Origin of the sequence: Streptomyces cynarae (assembly GCF_025642135.1) — a bacterium.
GTDB classification, from domain to species: domain Bacteria; phylum Actinomycetota; class Actinomycetes; order Streptomycetales; family Streptomycetaceae; genus Streptomyces; species Streptomyces cynarae.
In genome coordinates this window covers 5,268,947-5,285,537 of the sequence record NZ_CP106793.1, presented here as the reverse complement: position 1 = coordinate 5,285,537, position 16,591 = coordinate 5,268,947, and the positions used below count along the sequence as shown (strand labels likewise).

Annotated in this window: 11 protein-coding genes and 1 pseudogene; 2 read left to right on the top strand and 10 right to left on the bottom strand. The window is 72.1% G+C overall.

Going from position 1 to position 16,591, the window contains the following annotated elements; genetic code table 11:
• Positions 1 to 95: 95 nt before the first annotated feature.
• The 5 genes and pseudogenes from N8I84_RS24320 to N8I84_RS24305 form a co-directional block, all read right to left on the bottom strand.
• Positions 96 to 1,734, bottom strand: a pseudogene (locus tag N8I84_RS24320) (serine/threonine-protein kinase).
• A 174-nt stretch (positions 1,735 to 1,908) separates the two neighbouring features.
• The gene (locus N8I84_RS24315; protein WP_313884280.1) at positions 1,909 to 4,110 is read right to left on the bottom strand and encodes a protein kinase; all 2,202 of its coding nucleotides are present in this window, start codon (positions 4,108 to 4,110) and stop codon (positions 1,909 to 1,911) included.
• A complete protein-coding gene (locus N8I84_RS42775; RefSeq protein WP_313884279.1) occupies positions 4,002 to 4,379 on the bottom strand; it encodes a hypothetical protein in 378 nt (125 codons plus the stop codon). The genes N8I84_RS24315 and N8I84_RS42775 overlap by 109 nt, the downstream gene beginning before the upstream one ends.
• A 174-nt stretch (positions 4,380 to 4,553) precedes the next feature.
• Complete coding sequence (locus tag N8I84_RS24310; RefSeq protein WP_263234872.1) at positions 4,554 to 6,596, bottom strand: serine/threonine-protein kinase; 2,043 nt, start codon at positions 6,594 to 6,596, stop codon at positions 4,554 to 4,556.
• A 324-nt stretch (positions 6,597 to 6,920) separates the two neighbouring features.
• The gene (locus tag N8I84_RS24305) at positions 6,921 to 8,627 is read right to left on the bottom strand and encodes a glycerol-3-phosphate dehydrogenase/oxidase (RefSeq protein ID WP_263231501.1); all 1,707 of its coding nucleotides are present in this window, start codon (positions 8,625 to 8,627) and stop codon (positions 6,921 to 6,923) included.
• A 263-nt stretch (positions 8,628 to 8,890) separates the two neighbouring features.
• Between N8I84_RS24305 and N8I84_RS24300 the strand changes: the two genes are divergently transcribed.
• Complete coding sequence (locus N8I84_RS24300; protein WP_263231499.1) at positions 8,891 to 10,099, top strand: nucleotide sugar dehydrogenase; 1,209 nt, start codon at positions 8,891 to 8,893, stop codon at positions 10,097 to 10,099.
• A gap of 111 nt (positions 10,100 to 10,210) precedes the next feature.
• On the opposite strand, the gene N8I84_RS24295 is transcribed toward N8I84_RS24300, so the two are convergent.
• From N8I84_RS24295 to N8I84_RS24280, 4 genes are all read right to left on the bottom strand, one after another.
• The gene (locus N8I84_RS24295) at positions 10,211 to 11,335 is read right to left on the bottom strand and encodes a GuaB3 family IMP dehydrogenase-related protein (RefSeq protein WP_263231498.1); all 1,125 of its coding nucleotides are present in this window, start codon (positions 11,333 to 11,335) and stop codon (positions 10,211 to 10,213) included.
• Positions 11,336 to 11,473: 138 nt separating this feature from the next.
• Positions 11,474 to 12,979 carry an IMP dehydrogenase gene (gene guaB, locus N8I84_RS24290; protein WP_263231496.1) on the bottom strand — a complete coding sequence of 502 codons (1,506 nt, stop codon included), beginning with the start codon at positions 12,977 to 12,979 and terminating at the stop codon, positions 11,474 to 11,476.
• Positions 12,980 to 13,208: 229 nt separating this feature from the next.
• Entirely contained in the window at positions 13,209 to 13,784 is a 576-nt protein-coding gene (locus N8I84_RS24285; RefSeq protein WP_055493219.1) for a sigma-70 family RNA polymerase sigma factor, read from the bottom strand.
• A gap of 293 nt (positions 13,785 to 14,077) precedes the next feature.
• On the bottom strand, positions 14,078 to 14,689 hold the full coding sequence (locus N8I84_RS24280; protein ID WP_003948568.1) for a response regulator transcription factor: 612 nt from the start codon (positions 14,687 to 14,689) through the stop codon (positions 14,078 to 14,080).
• Between the two features lie 379 nt (positions 14,690 to 15,068).
• On the opposite strand from N8I84_RS24280, the gene N8I84_RS24275 reads away from it, so the two are divergent.
• Complete coding sequence (locus tag N8I84_RS24275) at positions 15,069 to 15,407, top strand: WhiB family transcriptional regulator (protein ID WP_263231494.1); 339 nt, start codon at positions 15,069 to 15,071, stop codon at positions 15,405 to 15,407.
• A gap of 278 nt (positions 15,408 to 15,685) precedes the next feature.
• Here the strand turns inward: N8I84_RS24275 and N8I84_RS24270 are convergent, their stop codons facing one another.
• A complete protein-coding gene (locus N8I84_RS24270) occupies positions 15,686 to 16,585 on the bottom strand; it encodes a LysR family transcriptional regulator (RefSeq protein ID WP_263231493.1) in 900 nt (299 codons plus the stop codon).
• Positions 16,586 to 16,591: the final 6 nt, after the last annotated feature.

The following is a 16,591-nucleotide window of genomic DNA, read 5'->3' as shown; positions in this document are numbered from 1 at the left end:
GAGGACCTCCGGAACGACGCCGCGACGGTGGCCGACAACCGACCCACCGGGGGCTCACGAGCCGCGCACGACGGCCCGCCCGGGCCCGGTGCCCGTCAATCCGTAGGCGGACGCCACCCCCGCAGCACCGCCTGGAACTGCTGCCGCGTCGTCGTCCAGTCCGCCTCCGGGCCGGACATGTAGATGGCGTACTCGACGCCGTCGCGGGAGAAGTACGTCTCCTCGACGGCGTGGCGCGGCCCGGGGGCGGTCGTCGAGTCCTTCGCCAGCGCGGTCCAGGTGTACTCCCACAGGGACCCCGGGCGGTCGCGGTAGATGTTCTTCCGCAGGACCACGCGCTTGTAGTCGACCAGCCGGTGGAGCTGCTGCTCCAGATCGATCTGGTGGTCGTACGCGGTTTCGAAGTCGGGTGAGCTGTCGACGGCGATGCGGATGAAGTGCTCGCCGCTGTCGGGGGTGTAGTCGACCTGGTGGGTGGCCTCGTCGAACACCTTCCGCTTCCAGTCCTTGGAGGGCACGGCGAGGCTGAATCCGTAGGGGTCGCGGTGGCGCACCCAGCCGGCGGGGAGGTCGCCCGTCGCGTCGGCCTCCTGCGTTCCCTGGGCGCTGGGCAGCAGGGACGGCGAAGCGGAGGAGGAGACGGACGCACCGGCCTGCCGGTCGCCCCCGTCCCACTTCTGCCACGCCACCGCGCCCCCGCGCCGACGACCGCGGCCAGCGCGAGCACGAGCGCGGCCGTACGGGCCCGGTGCCGCTTGCGGGACCGGGGTGGTGCGGGCGGCATGGCGGCTGGGGCACGGTGCCGCGGGCCGTCGCCGCCTCGCGCGCCTGCCGGGGGTGCGGCACATTCGCGGTCGTGTCCCCGAACCCGCTCAGGTCGACGTGCTGCGTCGCCACGTACTCCTGTGCCGCCCTCGGCCGCCGTCCCTCGACCGCCTCGGCCAGCATCGCCTCCAGCTGGGACGCGTCGGGCCGCTCGGCCGGATCCTTGCGCAGCAGGCCCGAGATCACCGCTTCCAGGGCGCCCGCGAACCGCGGCGGCGCCGGCTCCTCGTCGACGACGGCCTGCATGGTGGTCAGCGGCGAGGTCCGCCGGAACGGCGACCTGCCCTCCACCGCCGTGTACAGCGTGGCGCCGAGCGCCCACAGGTCGGCGGCCGGGCCCGGGTCGTGGCCGCGGACGCGCTCGGGCGCGAGGTAGTCGACCGACCCGACGATCTCTCCCGTGCGGGTGATGGTGGTGTCGCCCTCGACCTGCGCGATCCCGAAGTCGGTGAGCAGCACCCGCCCGTCGGCGGCGAGCAGGACGTTGCCGGGCTTCACGTCGCGGTGCAGCACGCCCGCGGAGTGCGCCGCACGCAGTGCGCGCAGCACCCACAGCCCGATCCGCGCGGCTTCGGTGGGCTCGACCCGGCCGCGTTCCTTGACCGCGTCGGCCAGCGAGCCGCCCTCGACGAGCTCCATGACGATCCACGGCCGGTTGTCGTGCTCCAGGACGTCGTGCACCGTGACGACGGCCGAGTGGTTGATGCGCGCGGCGGCCCGTGCCTCGGCGTGGGTACGGGCGAGGAGTACGGCTCGGTCACTTTCCGTGACGTACAGTGCGGCCGTCAGTTCCTTGATGGCGACCGCCCGGTGCAGCACCTCGTCGTGGGCGCGCCACACCCGGCCCATGCCGCCGCTGCCGATCGAGTCGACGAGCCGGTAGCGGCCCGCGAGGAGCAGGCCCTGCATCTGATTCACGTTTCCCCGCAATGTTCTTGACGAGGTCACATTAAAGAGCGGTCCCCGTGCAGGGAACCGGCGGGGCCGTAACGGAGACCGCACTGTGACGGTTCTCCCTTCCCCGTACGGGACGGAACCACCGCACACTCAGCGCAATCGGACCACTGTGGGGCCCGGGATCGGTCAGTTCGTCACCCTGTAGGTCGCCTCGGCCTGTTCGAACAGCCGGGTGACCTCGTCGCGTTCGGCGTCGGGGCCGCGCACCTGCACCACGTGATAATGGCCGCCGACGAGGACGGCGAGGTTGCGCACGAACAGCTGCTGCCCGTTGCCGTTCGTCCAGGTGAACTGGCCCTCGACCATGGTCCGTCCGCCGACGTCGATGCGCCGCATCCCGCTGGAGGTGGCCCAGGTCGAGTCGCGGAACGGCTGCAGTTCGGGCTCCGACTCCCTCTGGTACGTCAGCGGGTCGCTCCCGTACCTGCCGGTGGTGTCGCGTCCGGGCACGACGATCAGCTGGAAGTCGCCCTGGGAGTAGACGACCTGGCCCTGCGCGTTCTTCGGCGTCCGGTCCCAGCCGTCGGCCACGGCGACGCTGAAGCCTTCGGGGTCCTTGCGCAGGGTGAACCCTTGGGCGACTTGGGTGCTTGTGGCCTGCGTCTGCGGTGAGTCGGCCGGTTTCGAGGGGCTGGTGGAGCCGCCCTGCTGCGGCTGACCCGCGCCGTCCGTGTCCGACTGCTGCGGGGCGGGGCTCGCCTTCCCGGCGGTGCCGGTGCGCTCCCCCGCCGTGCCGCTGCCACTGCTGGTCCCGGCCTTCGGCATGAACGCCATCGCGTACGCGATCGCCGCGGCCAGCGCGAGCAGGATCAGCAGAAGAAGGGTGCGGCCGAGGCGGCGGGGCTGGGGACGGCCGTCCTTGGCCCGTTTGTGGCGGGCGTGGGTGGTCGCGGGCAGCCCGGCGCGCCGTCTGCGGACCAGTTCGCCCCGGCGTCGCACGATCGGCAGGCGGGCGGGGTCGACGGGCGGTGCCGCTATGACGTGCGTCCCCGCCTCCGGTTCGGGTGCGGACCGCACGAGGGAGCGCAGCCAGCCGCGCAGCTCCTCGAAGTCGGGCCGCTCGGTCGGGTCCTGGCGCAGCAGCGACTCCACGACCGGACGCAGCGGGCCGCACTCCTCGGCGAAGGCGGGCGGCTCGGAGCAGACGAGCTGCACCAGCTCGGCGGTACTCTCTTCGGGGTAGGGCGCGTGCCCCTGGACGGCCCGGAACAGCAGCGCGCCCAGCGCCCACAGATCGGTCGCGGGACCGATCGGCGGTGCCAGCTGCCAGTTCTCGTGCACGGGCCCGGCCTGTTCGGGCGCCCACCGCTCGGTGACCGGCCCGACCACGGCCATCCGGGCCTGCCGCGCCCGCTCGGCGGCGAGGGGGTGGCGGGGCCGCGGTGGGGCCAGGGGGTGGCGGAAGGGGGAGCGCGGCCTTGTCGTACGGGCCGCTGCCGTTGCCCTGAGGCCCGGGTGCGGCGTCGTGGGTGGGGGCCGTGGGGCGGGGGACGGCGCCGTGCCAGGACGCCGTACGGCCCGTCCCATACTGGTCGGCGATCCGGCCCGGGGGCGGGGTGTCGGGGCCGCCGCCCTGGCCGGACGGCGGCTGCGGCGGGGTGTCGGGGCCGGTCTCGGCCGGGCGGGGTGCGGGCAACGCCGTGTGGGTGCCGCGCTGTTCCTCCTGCACCCGTGCCGCGGCCCGGGCTCCGGCGCGGTAGGCCGCGATCGCCCCGGCCCGTGCCGCGCGCACGTCCTCCGCGGATTCCAACGTGCGGGGCGCCACGGCGGGCACACCGGCGCCGGCCGGGCCCGCGCCCGGAGCGGCACCGTTCGCCCGCGCCTCGATCGCTGCCCGCCGCGCGGCATCGGCGTCCACACCGCGCAGCGACCCCCGGGCCCGAACGGGTCCCCGCCGGATCCACCGGGCCGGGGGGCGGGCACCGGGGCCGTGGAGTCCCGATCCGTCGTACCGGGCTCAGGCTCCGGCTCCCGTGCCGGCACCGGGTCGTACCCGCACAGCGCCTCTTCGGCCGCTCCGGCGGCCAGGCCGGTCAGTATCACGCGGCCGTCCTCGCAGACGAGCACCGTGCGGGCGGTGATGTTGCGGTGCACCCAGCCGTGGGCGTGCAGGACGCGCAACGCCATGAGGACGTCGGAGGCGACCTCGGCCGCGCGGTACGGCGTCAGCGGCTGCTCCGCGAGCAGCGCGGTGAGCGGGGTCGCGGCCACGAGTTCGCTCACGATCCACAGCGAGCCGCCCTCGGCGAACACGTCGAAGACCTGGTCGAGGCGAGGGTGGTCGGGTATCTGCGCCGCGGCCTGCGCGGCCTCGACGGCGCGCCGCACGGCCGGGTCGGCGGGCGGCGCGTGGCCGTCGTCCGGCCCGGACCACCGCCGGGGCCGCCGCGGCCGTCGCGCGCCACGAACCCCGCGGGCAGCCCGTCCGCGTCGAGCACCTCCGCCTCGACGACCTCGGGCAACGGCACCTGCCGTATCAGGACCTCCTGCCCGCTGTAGGTGTCGAAGGCCCGTGTCTCGGCCAACTCGTACTCGTCGGCGGGGGGCAGCGGCAGGCGGTAGCGGTCGGCGAGTACCCGTCCCGCATAGTCGTCCACGATGCCTCCCCCGGCCGCCCGGTCGGTCAAGTCCGTTCGTCCCGCGTCCTGTTCCGGATGCGTACGGTTCGCGATCCGTCCTTCACGATACGTGCCGGAGGCAACCCGCAACCCGGGGATGTCATATCTGCCCGCGACACGATCGGACGGAACGTCAGACGGACGCTCGGTACGTCACGACTTCGGCTGGAACGTCTGGGTCAGCGTCTTCCAGGTGTTCTTGCGCAGGTCCCCGTCCCAGTCGTCCGCCTTCGCCGTGTACATCAGCCCGTACCCCAGGTGCGAGTTGACGACGAATCCGCGGTCGATCACCCGGTAGGTGGTGCCCGAGTCCACGTAGGTGAACTCCCAGTCGGCGGTGTTCCAGCCGCGGTAGTCCACCTTCTCGATCCCGATCCGGTGGTACTGGGGGCGCACCATGTAGCGCTCCTGGCTGTTCCAGTCCGCCACCGGGTCGTCCTTGGGCGTGGACGTCCAGGCGACCAGCAGCTTCTGCCCGTTCGGCCCGGTGAAGCGGTCACCGGCGTCATCCGACGACGCGTACTTCCAGCCGGTCGGCAGCCCGATCGAGTAGCCCTGCCCACCCTTGTGCGTCGTCACCGCGGCGCCGCTGCCCGCCGCACCGGAGGCCAACGCACTGGCGCTCGCGGCGGACGTGCTGTCCGCCGCGTTCTGCTGGTCCGATCCGTCCGTCGTGGTCGTGCCGTTGCTGCCGCTGCCCGAGGGGGTCCCGCCACCGCCCTTGCCGCCGCTGCCCTTGCCGCCGCCGGTGGTCACGGCGGGCTTGGTGGCACCCTTCGAGCCGGTCTGCGAGCCGTCGTCCCCGCCCCACGGGATGAGCGCGAGCACGATCCCCAGAACCGCGAGCGCCACGACGACGGCGACGATCACCAGCGTCCGCTTGGGCACCACGTCGGTGAGCGGTGCGCGGGGCGGCGTCACCGGCCGCGGCGGCCGGTCCGGGTCCGGCACGATGGGCCATCCCGAACTCGGCTTCGCCGGACCGGAGTTCGATCCGAGGGCAGCCGTGTGTGACCGTGCGTCCGCCGAGGTGACCCCCGCGCGTCCGGCGTCGGAGGCCCCGGTCGCGGGAGCATCCACACGCGCGGCCACCGCACCCTCGGCCACCTCGGCGGGGGCGGACCCCTTGGTCCGCGCGGCCGTCGCGGCACCGGCCGTCGCCGCGCCCGCCGACGCAGCCGCCTTGCGCACCGACCGCAGGGCCCCGCGCAGCCGATCCGCGGCCTCCTCGCCCCGCTTGGCCCCGGAGCCCGACGCGCGCTTCTCCTTCTCCTTGGACTCCTCCGGCACCGGGGGCAACGCCACGACCCGCGTCGCGTCCGCCGGCACCTCCTCCTCCGTATCGGGCGCGTGGATGACCTCGTTGAGCATCGCCCGCGCGCCCGCGTCGTCGAGCCGCTGCCCCGGGTCCTTGGTGAGCAGCCCGTAGATGACGTTCTTCAGCGGGCCGGCGTTCTTCGGCTCCTCGAGCGGCTCGGTCATCACCGCGGTCAGGGTGGCGATGGCCGACCCCTTGTCGTACGGCGGCACGCCCTCGACGGCCGCGTACAGCAGTCCGCCGAGCGACCACAGGTCCGCCGCCGGGCCGGGCTTGTGCCCGCGGGCCCGCTCCGGCGAGATGTAGGAGGGGGCGCCGACGAGCATGCCGGTGGAGGTGATGGACGGGTCGCCCTCGACCTGAGCGATGCCGAAGTCGGTGAGCACGACCCGGCCGTCCTCGTCGATCAGCACGTTCGACGGCTTCACGTCGCGATGCAGGATGCCCTCGCGGTGCGCGGCGCGCAGCACGTCGAGGATCGCGAGCCCGACCTCGGCGGCGCGCTTAGGTTCGAGCAGACCGTCCTCGCGGATGACCTCGGCGAGCGACTTGCCCTCGATCAGCTCCATGACGATCCACGGCCGGTCGTCCTCGTGGACCACGTCGTAGACGGTCACCGCGCCGTTGTTGCGGATCCGGGCGATCGCCTTGGCCTCCCGCAGCGTGCGCGTGATGAGCCGGCGCTTCTCGTCCTCGTCGATGTTCGACGGGAACCTGAGCTCCTTGACGGCGACCGTACGCCCCAGGGTCTCGTCCTCGGCCCTCCACACCGTGCCCATGCCGCCGCGGCCGAGTACGTCCCCCAGCCGGTACCGCCCGGCGAGGAGACGTTCGCTCTTGTCCTGACGGGTTGTCCCCGCCCGCTCCGCCTCCGACATGCGTCCCCTCATGCAACCCGCCCTGACAGAGCCTCCATTGTCCCCCACGCACGGACCGCCCCACGCCCAGGGTGCCCCTGATTCGACGGCTCCCCCCGGTCGGAGGACGCCCGGAGGCGGCGCACCGGGGCGGTGCGGCGGCCCGGGCGTACGCCGGGCACCCGGATGGCGCCGATGTCGCACCCTGCCGCGCCGCACAGCGCCCTACCGCGCCGCCACGGCCTGCCCGTCGGCGTCCCCCCACACAGTACTTTGACGCGCCTTCAGGCCGTACGTGTCACACTCGCGCCCGCCCGCGCCCTTCCTCGCCCTTCCTCGCCCTTCCTACAAGGGCACTATGTCCGGCGCTCCCAGCCTCGCCGCGTCCGCCGTCAGGTCGTCGGGCTGCCGCTGGGACTCCCTCTCCGCCTGGACCCGTTTCTCGTAGTGCTCCACCTCGCGCTCGATCTGGTCGCCGTCCCAGCCCAGCACCGGCGCCATCAGTTCGGCCGCCTCCCGGGCGCTGCGCGCGCCGCGGTCGAACGTCTCGAACGAGATGCGGGTCCGCCGGGTCAGCACGTCGTCCAGGTGGCGCGCTCCCTCGTGCGACGCCGCGTAGACGACCTCCGCGCGCAGGTAGTCGTCGGCCGCGTGCAGCGGTTCGCCCAGTGACGGATCGTCGGCGATCAGGTCGAGCACTTCCTCCGCCAGCGAGCCGTAGCGGTTCAGCAGGTGTTCCACCCGTACCACGTGCAGCCCCGTGCGCGCCGCTGTGCGGGCACGCGCGTTCCACAGCGCCCGGTAGCCCTCGGCGCCCAGCAGCGGGACGTCCTCGGTGACGCAGTCGGCGACCCGCCGGTCCAGGGCGCGCACCGCCTCGTCGACGGCGTCCTTGGCCATCACCCGGTACGTCGTGTACTTGCCGCCCGCCACGACCACCAGGCCGGGCACCGGGTGCGCCACGGTGTGCTCGCGGGAGAGCTTGCTGGTCGCGTCCGACTCCCCGGCGAGCAGGGGCCGCAGGCCCGCGTACACGCCCTCCACGTCGTCGCGGGTGAGCGGCACCGCCAGGACGGAGTTCACGTGCTCCAGCAAGTAGTCGATGTCCGCGCTGGAGGCCGCCGGGTGCGCCTTGTCGAGGCTCCATTCGGTGTCGGTCGTCCCGATGATCCAGTGCCGGCCCCAGGGGATGACGAAGAGGACCGACTTCTCGGTCCGCAGGATCAGGCCCGTCGTGGAGTTGACCCGGTCCTTCGGCACCACCAGATGGATGCCCTTGGACGCCCGCACGTGGAACTGGCCCCGCTCGCCCACCATCGCCTGGGTGTCGTCGGTCCACACCCCCGTCGCGTTGACGACCTGCTGGGCGCGGATCTCGTACTCCCCGCCGGCCTCCACGTCCTGCACCCTCGCGCCGACGACCCGCTCGCCCTCCCGCAGGAAGCCGGTCACCCGCGCACGGTTGGCGACCTTCGCGCCGTACCACGCGGCCGTGCGCACCAGCGTCGCGACGAAGCGGGCGTCGTCCATCTGCGCGTCGTAGTACTGCAACGCCCCGACGAGCGCGTCCTTCTTCAAGCAGGGAGCCACTCGCAGAGCGTGACGACGGCTCAGGTGACGGTGCAGCGGCAGGCCCCGGCCGTGGCCGCGCGCCATCGACATGGCGTCGTAGAGGGCGACGCCCGAGCCCGCGTACAGCCGCTCCCAGCCCTTGTGCTGGAGCGGATACAGGAACGGCACCGGCTTCACGAGATGGGGCGCCAGGCGCTCCAGCAGCAGCCCGCGCTCCTTCAGTGCCTCGCGTACGAGGGCGAAGTCCAGCATCTCCAGATAGCGCAGGCCGCCGTGTATCAGCTTGCTGGACCTGCTCGAGGTGCCCGACGCCCAGTCACGCGCCTCGACGAGACCCGTGGACAGACCACGTGTGACGGAGTCCAGCGCGACGCCGGCACCGACCACGCCGCCGCCCACGACCAGTACGTCCAGCTCGCGCTCGGCCATTCCCGCCAGTGACTCGGCGCGCTGCGCCGGCCCCAGTGCCGCTGTCCTCACCGCTGCCTCCCGCTCGGTCGCGCCGGCCGCACCCGTCAGTCAGGCGAAGCCCTGCTCCTTTCCCCCATGCCCAAAGTCTGACCGTGATGCCCGACTTCGGCCACCACGCGCCCGCGGCCTGTGGACAACACTCACGGAAACGCCACCAGTCAATACCGCAAATCGGTCATATTTACTCCTAGTCTGACATTGCGCTCGCTCGTTCTGTCCACAGCGCTTGCGCACCTCTCCCACCTCGGCTATTGGGAAGGACGGCCCACGCCATGCCCGCAGATCTCGCCGTCATCGGACTCGGTCATCTCGGCCTGCCCCTGGCCCAGGCCGCCGTCGCCGCCGACATCTCCACGCTCGGCTACCGGACCGGCCCCGAGGCCGGTTCCCTCACCGCCGCCGAACTGCGCCGGATGCTCGCCCGGGGCTTCCGCCCGACCGCCAACCCCGCCGAGCTCGGCCGCGTCCGCACCGCCGTCATCTGCGCCCCCGTCCCGCGCGGCGCCGACGGCGGGCTCGACCTCACCCAGGTGGAGGCGGCCGCCCGCACCCTCGCCGCGCGGCTGCGCCCGCACACCACCGTGATCCTGGAGTCGCCGGTGCCGCCGGGCACCACGGAGGGGTTCCTGCGCCCGCTCCTCGAGAAGACCTCCGGGCTGCGCGCCGGACGCGACTTCCACCTCGCGTACTCACCGAGCCGCGTCGACCCCGGCAACCGCGACTTCCACGCCGCCAACACCCCCAAGGTCATCGGCGGCCTCACCCCCGCCTGCACCGAGTCGGCCGCCACCTTCTACGGGCGCCTCACCGACAAGGTGGTACGCGCGCGGGGACCCCGCGAGGCGGAGACCGTGCAGGTGCTGGAGACGAACTACCGGCAGGTCAACATCGCCCTGGTCAACGAGATGGCAGTGCTCTGCCACGACCTCGGCGTCGACCTGTGGGACGTCATCCGCTGCGCGGAGACCAAGCCGTTCGGCTTCCAGGCCTTCCGCCCCGGCCCCGGCGTCGGCGGCCACTCCGTCGCCCAGGACCTGTCGGACACGGCCGGGCGCACCCTGCGGATGGTCGAACTGGCCCAGCAGGTCAACGGCCGTATGCCCCAGTACGTCGTCCAGCGCGCCGCCACCCTCCTGAACGAGCACGGCAAGTCGGCCCGCGGCGCCCGCGTCCTGCTGCTCGGCGTGACGTACAAGCCGGACGTCGCCGACCTGCACGGCTCCCCCGCGCAGGAGGTCGCGCTACGGCTGATGGAACTGGGCGCGTCCGTCAGCTACCACGACCCGTACGTCCCCGCGTGGAGCGTCCTCGACCGGCCGATCCCGCGCGCGGATTCCCTGTACGAGGCGGCGGCGGGGGCGGACCTGACGGTTCTGTTGCAACAGCACCGGACGTACGACCTGCAGGGGCTGTCGGTGAAGGCGCAGTTGTTGCTGGACACGCGGGGGGCAACGCCTACGGGGGCGGCGCATCGGTTGTGAAGTCGGGGCGCGTGGGTGCTCGGGCCGCTGGGTCTGGTGGTGCGGGGCAGTCCGACGTCGGTCGGCCCGGCCCACCCCGAAGGGTGAACCGGGCCCCTGAACGCCGTACGGCTACCGGCGGTGCTGCGAGTCCGCCACCGTCACCTCGACCCGCTGGAACTCCTTCAGCTCGCTGTACCCGGTGGTGGCCATCGCCCGCCGCAGCGCGCCGAAGAAGTTCATCGAGCCGTCCGGCGTGTGCGACGGGCCCGTGAGGACCTCCTCGATGGTGCCGACCGTGCCGAGGTCGACCTTCTTGCCGCGCGGCAGCTCCTCGTTCACGGCCTCCATGCCCCAGTGGTGGCCCTTGCCCGGGGCGTCGGTCGCACGCGCGAGCGGCGAACCCATCATCACCGCGTCCGCACCGCAGGCGATCGCCTTGGGCAGGTCACCGGACCAGCCGACGCCGCCGTCCGCGATCACGTGCACGTACCGGCCGCCGGACTCGTCCATGTAGTCGCGGCGGGCCGCCGCCACGTCCGCGACCGCCGTCGCCATGGGCACCTGGATGCCGAGCACGTTGCGCGTGGTGTGCGCGGCGCCGCCGCCGAAGCCGACCAGGACGCCCGCCGCGCCGGTGCGCATCAGGTGCAGGGCCGCGGTGTACGTGGCGCAGCCGCCGACGATCACGGGGACGTCGAGCTCGTAGATGAACTGCTTCAGGTTCAGCGGCTCGTGCGAGCCGGAGACGTGCTCCGCCGACACCGTGGTGCCGCGGATGACGAAGATGTCCACGCCCGCGTCGACGACCGCCTTGGAGAACTGCGCCGTGCGCTGCGGGGAGAGCGCGGCCGCGGTGACCACGCCCGAGTCGCGCACCTCCTTGATGCGCGCCCCGATCAGCTCCTCCTTGATCGGGGCCGCGTAGATCTCCTGCAAGCGCCGGGTCGCGGTCTCGGCCGGCAGTTCGGCGATCTCGTCGAGCAGCGGCTGCGGGTCCTCGTACCGCGTCCACAGGCCCTCGAGGTTGAGCACGCCGAGGCCGCCGAGCTCGCCGATCCGGATCGCGGTGGCCGGGGAGACGACGGAGTCCATGGGAGCGGCCAGGAACGGCAGCTCGAAGCGGTAGGCGTCGATCTGCCAGGCGATCGAGACCTCCTTCGGGTCCCGCGTACGGCGGCTGGGGACGACGGCGATGTCGTCGAAGGCGTACGCCCGGCGGCCGCGCTTGCCGCGCCCGATCTCGATCTCAGTCACGTCTGTGGCCTTTCCCTGATGCGTTTCAGCGTCTTCCAGTATCGCCGACGGCTGCGACGGCGGCCCTCCGCAGGTACGGCGAGGGCGGCCCCGGTGTCCGGGACCGCCCTCTGTAGAACCTTCACGCGTGCGTGTGCGTCACTTCTGGGCGCTGTAGTTCGGCGCCTCGACCGTCATCTGGATGTCGTGCGGGTGGCTCTCCTTCAGGCCCGCCGAGGTGATGCGCACGAAGCGGCCCTTGGACTCCATCTCCTCGATGGTGGCGGCGCCCACGTAGCCCATGGTCTGGCGCAGACCGCCCACGAGCTGGTGCAGCACGTTGGACAGCGGGCCGCGGTAGGGCACCTGGCCCTCGACGCCCTCGGGCACGAGCTTGTCGTCGGAGGAGACCTCGGCCTGGAAGTAGCGGTCCTTGGAGTACGACTTGCCCTGGCCGCGGGACTGCATGGCACCGAGCGAGCCCATGCCGCGGTACGACTTGAACTGCTTGCCGTTGATGAAGAGCAGCTCGCCCGGCGACTCCTCGCAGCCCGCCAGAAGGCTGCCGAGCATCACCGTGTCGGCACCGGCGGCGAGCGCCTTGCCGATGTCGCCGGAGTACTGCAGGCCGCCGTCGCCGATCAGCGGGATGCCCGCCGGGCGGGCGGCGAGGGAGGCCTCGTAGATGGCGGTGACCTGCGGGACACCGATGCCGGCGACCACACGGGTCGTACAGATCGAGCCGGGGCCCACGCCCACCTTGATGCCGTCGACGCCGGCGTCGATCAGGGCCTGGGCGCCGTCGCGGGTGGCGACGTTGCCGCCGATCACGTCGACGTCCACGCTCGACTTGATCTTCGACATCCAGCTGAGGGCGTTGCTGTTGTGGCCGTGCGAGGTGTCGACGACCAGGAAGTCCACCCCGGCCTCGGCGAGGGCCTGGGCGCGCTCCAGCGCCTCGGGGCTGGCGCCCACGGCGGCACCGACGAGCAGGCGGCCCTCGGCGTCCTTGGCGGCGTTGGGGTACTTCTCGGCCTTGACGAAGTCCTTGACCGTGATGAGGCCCTTGAGGAGCCCGGCGTCGTCGACCAGGGGAAGCTTCTCGATCTTGTGGCGGCGCAGCAGTTCCATGGCCTCGGTGCCGGAGATGCCGACCTTGCCGGTGACCAGCGGCATCGGCGTCATGACCTCGCGCACCTGCCGGGAACGGTCGGTCTCGAAGGCCATGTCGCGGTTGGTGACGATACCGAGCAGCTTGCCGGCCGGGTCGGTGACCGGGACGCCGCTGATGCGGAACTTGGCGCACAGGGCGTCCGCCTCGGCGAGCGTCGCCTCGGGGTGCACGGTGATGGGGTCGGTGACCATGCCGGACTCGGACCGCTTGACCAGGTCGACCTGGTTGACCTGGTCCTCGATGGAGAGGTTGCGGTGCAGCACGCCGACGCCGCCCAGGCGGGCCATCGCGATCGCCATGCGGGACTCGGTCACCTTGTCCATGGCCGCCGAGAGCAGCGGGATGTTCACCCGGACGTTGCGGGAGATGCGGGACGAGGTGTCGACCGCGCTCGGGAGCACCTCGGACGCTCCCGGCAGCAGCAGCACGTCGTCGTAGGTCAGCCCGAGTGTCGCGAATTTCTCGGGCACTCCGTCGACGTTTGCAGTCATGACACCTTCCCCAAATGGCCTTGATCGGTGCGGATGTCCATGCTAACGGGAAGCATGGGGCTCTCATTCCACGGTTGAGGGTGCTGCTCGGCTTCGTATGTTCCTACGGAGTCCGTGAGCTGCCTGTTCATGCACGGGCCCGACGGCCTCCGTCCCCACGGCAACCGAGTTGGGTACCGCCGGAACTGCGCCGTCGTGGCTGGTCGCCGTCGCGGCGGACAGGAACTCGTTACTGCTCGGCGAGCGCCCGCAGGCGGCTCAAGGCCCTGTGCTGGGCCACCCTCACCGCTCCCGGTGACATTCCCAACATCTGACCCGTTTCTTCCGCCGTCAAGCCCACTGCGATGCGCAGCAGGAGCAGCTCGCGCTGGTTCTCCGGGAGGTTGGCGAGGAGTTTCTTGGCCCACTCGGCGTCGCTGCTGAGCAGGGCGCGCTCCTCGGGGCCCAGGGAGTCGTCCGGTCGTTCGGGCATCTCGTCCGAGGGGACCGCCGTCGAGCCGGGATGACGCATCGCGGCACGCTGCAGGTCCGCGACCTTGTGCGCGGCGATCGCGAAGACGAACGCCTCGAAGGGGCGCCCGGTGTCCTTGTAGCGCGGCAGGGCGAGCAGAACCGCGACGCAGACCTCCTGGGCCAGGTCCTCGACGAAGTGCCGGGCGTCGCCGGGCAGCCGGGACAGTCGCGTGCGGCAGTAGCGCAGCGCCAGAGGGTGGACGCGGGCGAGCAGATCGTGGGTCGCCTGCTCGTCGCCGTCGACGGCGCGATGGACGAGTGCACCGATCAGCGTTGTCTCGTCGTCGCGCATCGGTCCATGGTGCCTCGGCGTCGTCCGGTCCGTGGCACCGCGTCCGTAGTTGTGCACCGAAGCGTTATGAGCAGGTGCGCCGGAACTCATCTCCTGCGCCCTCCCCTCCCGCTCGATCGACTCGTCCCCGAGGAACTCCACACCCTCAAGGATGCGGCATCCGCGACGAAACGAGCAGCGGGCATCCGGCGGGCCCCTTCGCCGGGCGGCTCCAGGGAGGAGCTTCCCTGAGGTCGCCGTGCCCCGCCCGCCCTGCGGCAGGCGGGGATCTGCGCACCCCCGCGGTGATCCACTTAGCGGACCAGGCCCCACCGGAAGCCGAGCGCCACCGCGTGTGCGCGGTCGGACGCGCCGAGCTTCTTGAACAGACGCCGGGCGTGCGTCTTCACGGTGTCCTCGGAGAGGAACAGCTCGCGGCCGATCTCCGCGTTGGAACGGCCGTGGCTCATGCCCTCCAGCACCTGGATCTCCCGTGCGGTGAGCGTGGGCGCGGCACCCATCTCGGCCGAGCGCAGCCGCCTGGGCGCGAGCCGCCAGGTCGGGTCGGCGAGCGCCTGCGTGACGGTCGCGCGCAGCTCCGCACGCGAGGCGTCCTTGTGCAGATAGCCGCGCGCGCCGGCGGCGACCGCGAGCGCCACCCCGTCCAGGTCCTCCGCGACGGTGAGCATGATGATGCGCGCACCGGGGTCGGCGGACAGCAGTCGCCGCACGGTCTCGACGCCGCCCAGTCCGGGCATGCGTACGTCCATCAGAATCAGGTCCGAACGGTCGGCCCCCCAGCGGCGGAGGACTTCCTCGCCGTTGGCCGCCGTCGTCACGCGCTCGACACCGGGCACGGTCGCCACCGCGCGGCGGAGCGCCTCTCGGGCAAGCGGGGAGTCGTCGCAGACGAGGACGGATGTCATGACCGCCCTCCGCAGCTGATGCGCGTCACCTTGAGCCTCCAGGCTGGTACGAATCGTCACCTGTGCGGTCGACGCCCTCGGACGCCTGCCCGAGCGCTTGTTGTTTCAACCGCCTCCGCACTCTCAACGATGGTCACTCGAAAGAGTTACGGTGCAGCAAGCCATCTTCGGCACTGTACGTGAGGGCGCGGACACGGTGCATACACGCGCAGCGTAACCCCCAACTTTCATCACAACCTATGCCCCATTTAGCCGCTTTTCTTCCCGTTAGCTGGTGTCTGGCGCTAGATTCGCAATGAGTCATATTTTCATCTCATAAGATCGTCGATGTACGGTCGAGAACACATATCCGCTCAGAACGGCATCAAGGGGACACGCAATGGCAGATTTCTCCCGCCTTCCCGGTCCGAACGCGGATCTGTGGGACTGGCAGCTCCATGCGGCCTGCCGTGGGGTCGACAGTTCGCTCTTCTTCCATCCGGAGGGTGAACGCGGGGCGGCCCGGAGCGCTCGCGAGAACTCGGCCAAAGAGGTCTGCATGAGGTGCCCCGTCCGCGCCGAGTGCGCGGCCCACGCCCTGGCGGTGCGAGAGCCGTACGGGGTCTGGGGAGGGCTGACCGAGGACGAGCGCGAGGAGCTCATGGGGCGGGCGCGGAACCGGCTGGTACCGGCCTCGACGACCGGTGGAGGCCACGACCACGCCGCCTCGAACAACTGAAGGAACGTTTCTTCGTTCACGGGCACGCGCATGTGCCCGGCTTTGGGGCGTTCTACCGCCCGCAGGGGGCTGTTTCAGGGGGCAGGCACCGCCCGTGAGGGGGCCGTTTCACGGGGTCGGGCCGTTGAGGGGGATATGTCGGGGGGCCGATCAGGGGGATCAGGGGATATGTAGGGGGCTGTTCCGCACACGTCTCGGGGCCGCCTCACCGCTCTTCGAGCACCCGCCGCAGCGCGCCGAGAACCCGCCGCCGAGCGAGAGTCTTTGCCACGGATCCCTCATCGGGCGGCCGCACGCGCCAGCTCGCCCAATGTCGCCGCCACCGCCGGCACCTGGGCCAGGTCCGGCAACGTGAGGGCGACGATCTCCCGCCGTACCGCCGGTTCCAGCGCGACCGGGCGCACCCCCCTCGGACGTACTGACTCGACCGCGAGCTGAGGCAGGACGGCCACGCCGAGGCCGGCGCCGACCAGGCCGACGACCGCCGGATAGTCGTCCGTCGCGAAGTCGATGCGCGGGGTGAATCCGGCACTCGCGCAGACCTGCACGAGCTGTCCCCGGCAGCGCGGACAGCCCGCGATCCACGGTTCCCCCGCGAGTTCCCCGATGGCGACCGACTCCGCGCGCGCCAGCCGGTGCCCCTCGGGGACGAGCCCGACGAGCCGGTCGGTGAGCAGCGGCCGTACGACCAGGTCGTCCCACTCCTCGACGCCCACCTCCGCGCCCTCGTAGCGGAAGGCCAGCGCGATGTCGCAGTCACCCGCGCGCAGCTTCTCCACGGACTGGGGCGGTTCGGCCTCCTCCAGGGAGACGCGGGTGCCCGGGTGCGCGGCGCGCAGGGCGGCGAGCGCGGCCGGGACCAGCGTGGAGCTGCCGCTCGGGAAGGAGACGAGACGGACGCGGCCGGCCCTCAGGCCCGCGATGGCGGCGACCTCCTCCTCGGCGGCGGTCAGCCCGGCCAGGATGCCCGCCGCGTGCCGTACCAGCGCCTCGCCCGCCTCCGTCAGGCGCATCTCGCGGCCGCTGCGCACCAGCAGCGGCGTGCCGACGGACGCTTCCAGGGCCTTCATCTGCTGGCTGACGGCGGGCTGGGTGCAGCCCAGCTCGCGCCCCGCCGCAGAGAAGGAGCCGGTGGCGGCCACGGCGCGCAGCACACGGAGATGTCGAGCCTCGATCACGCTGTG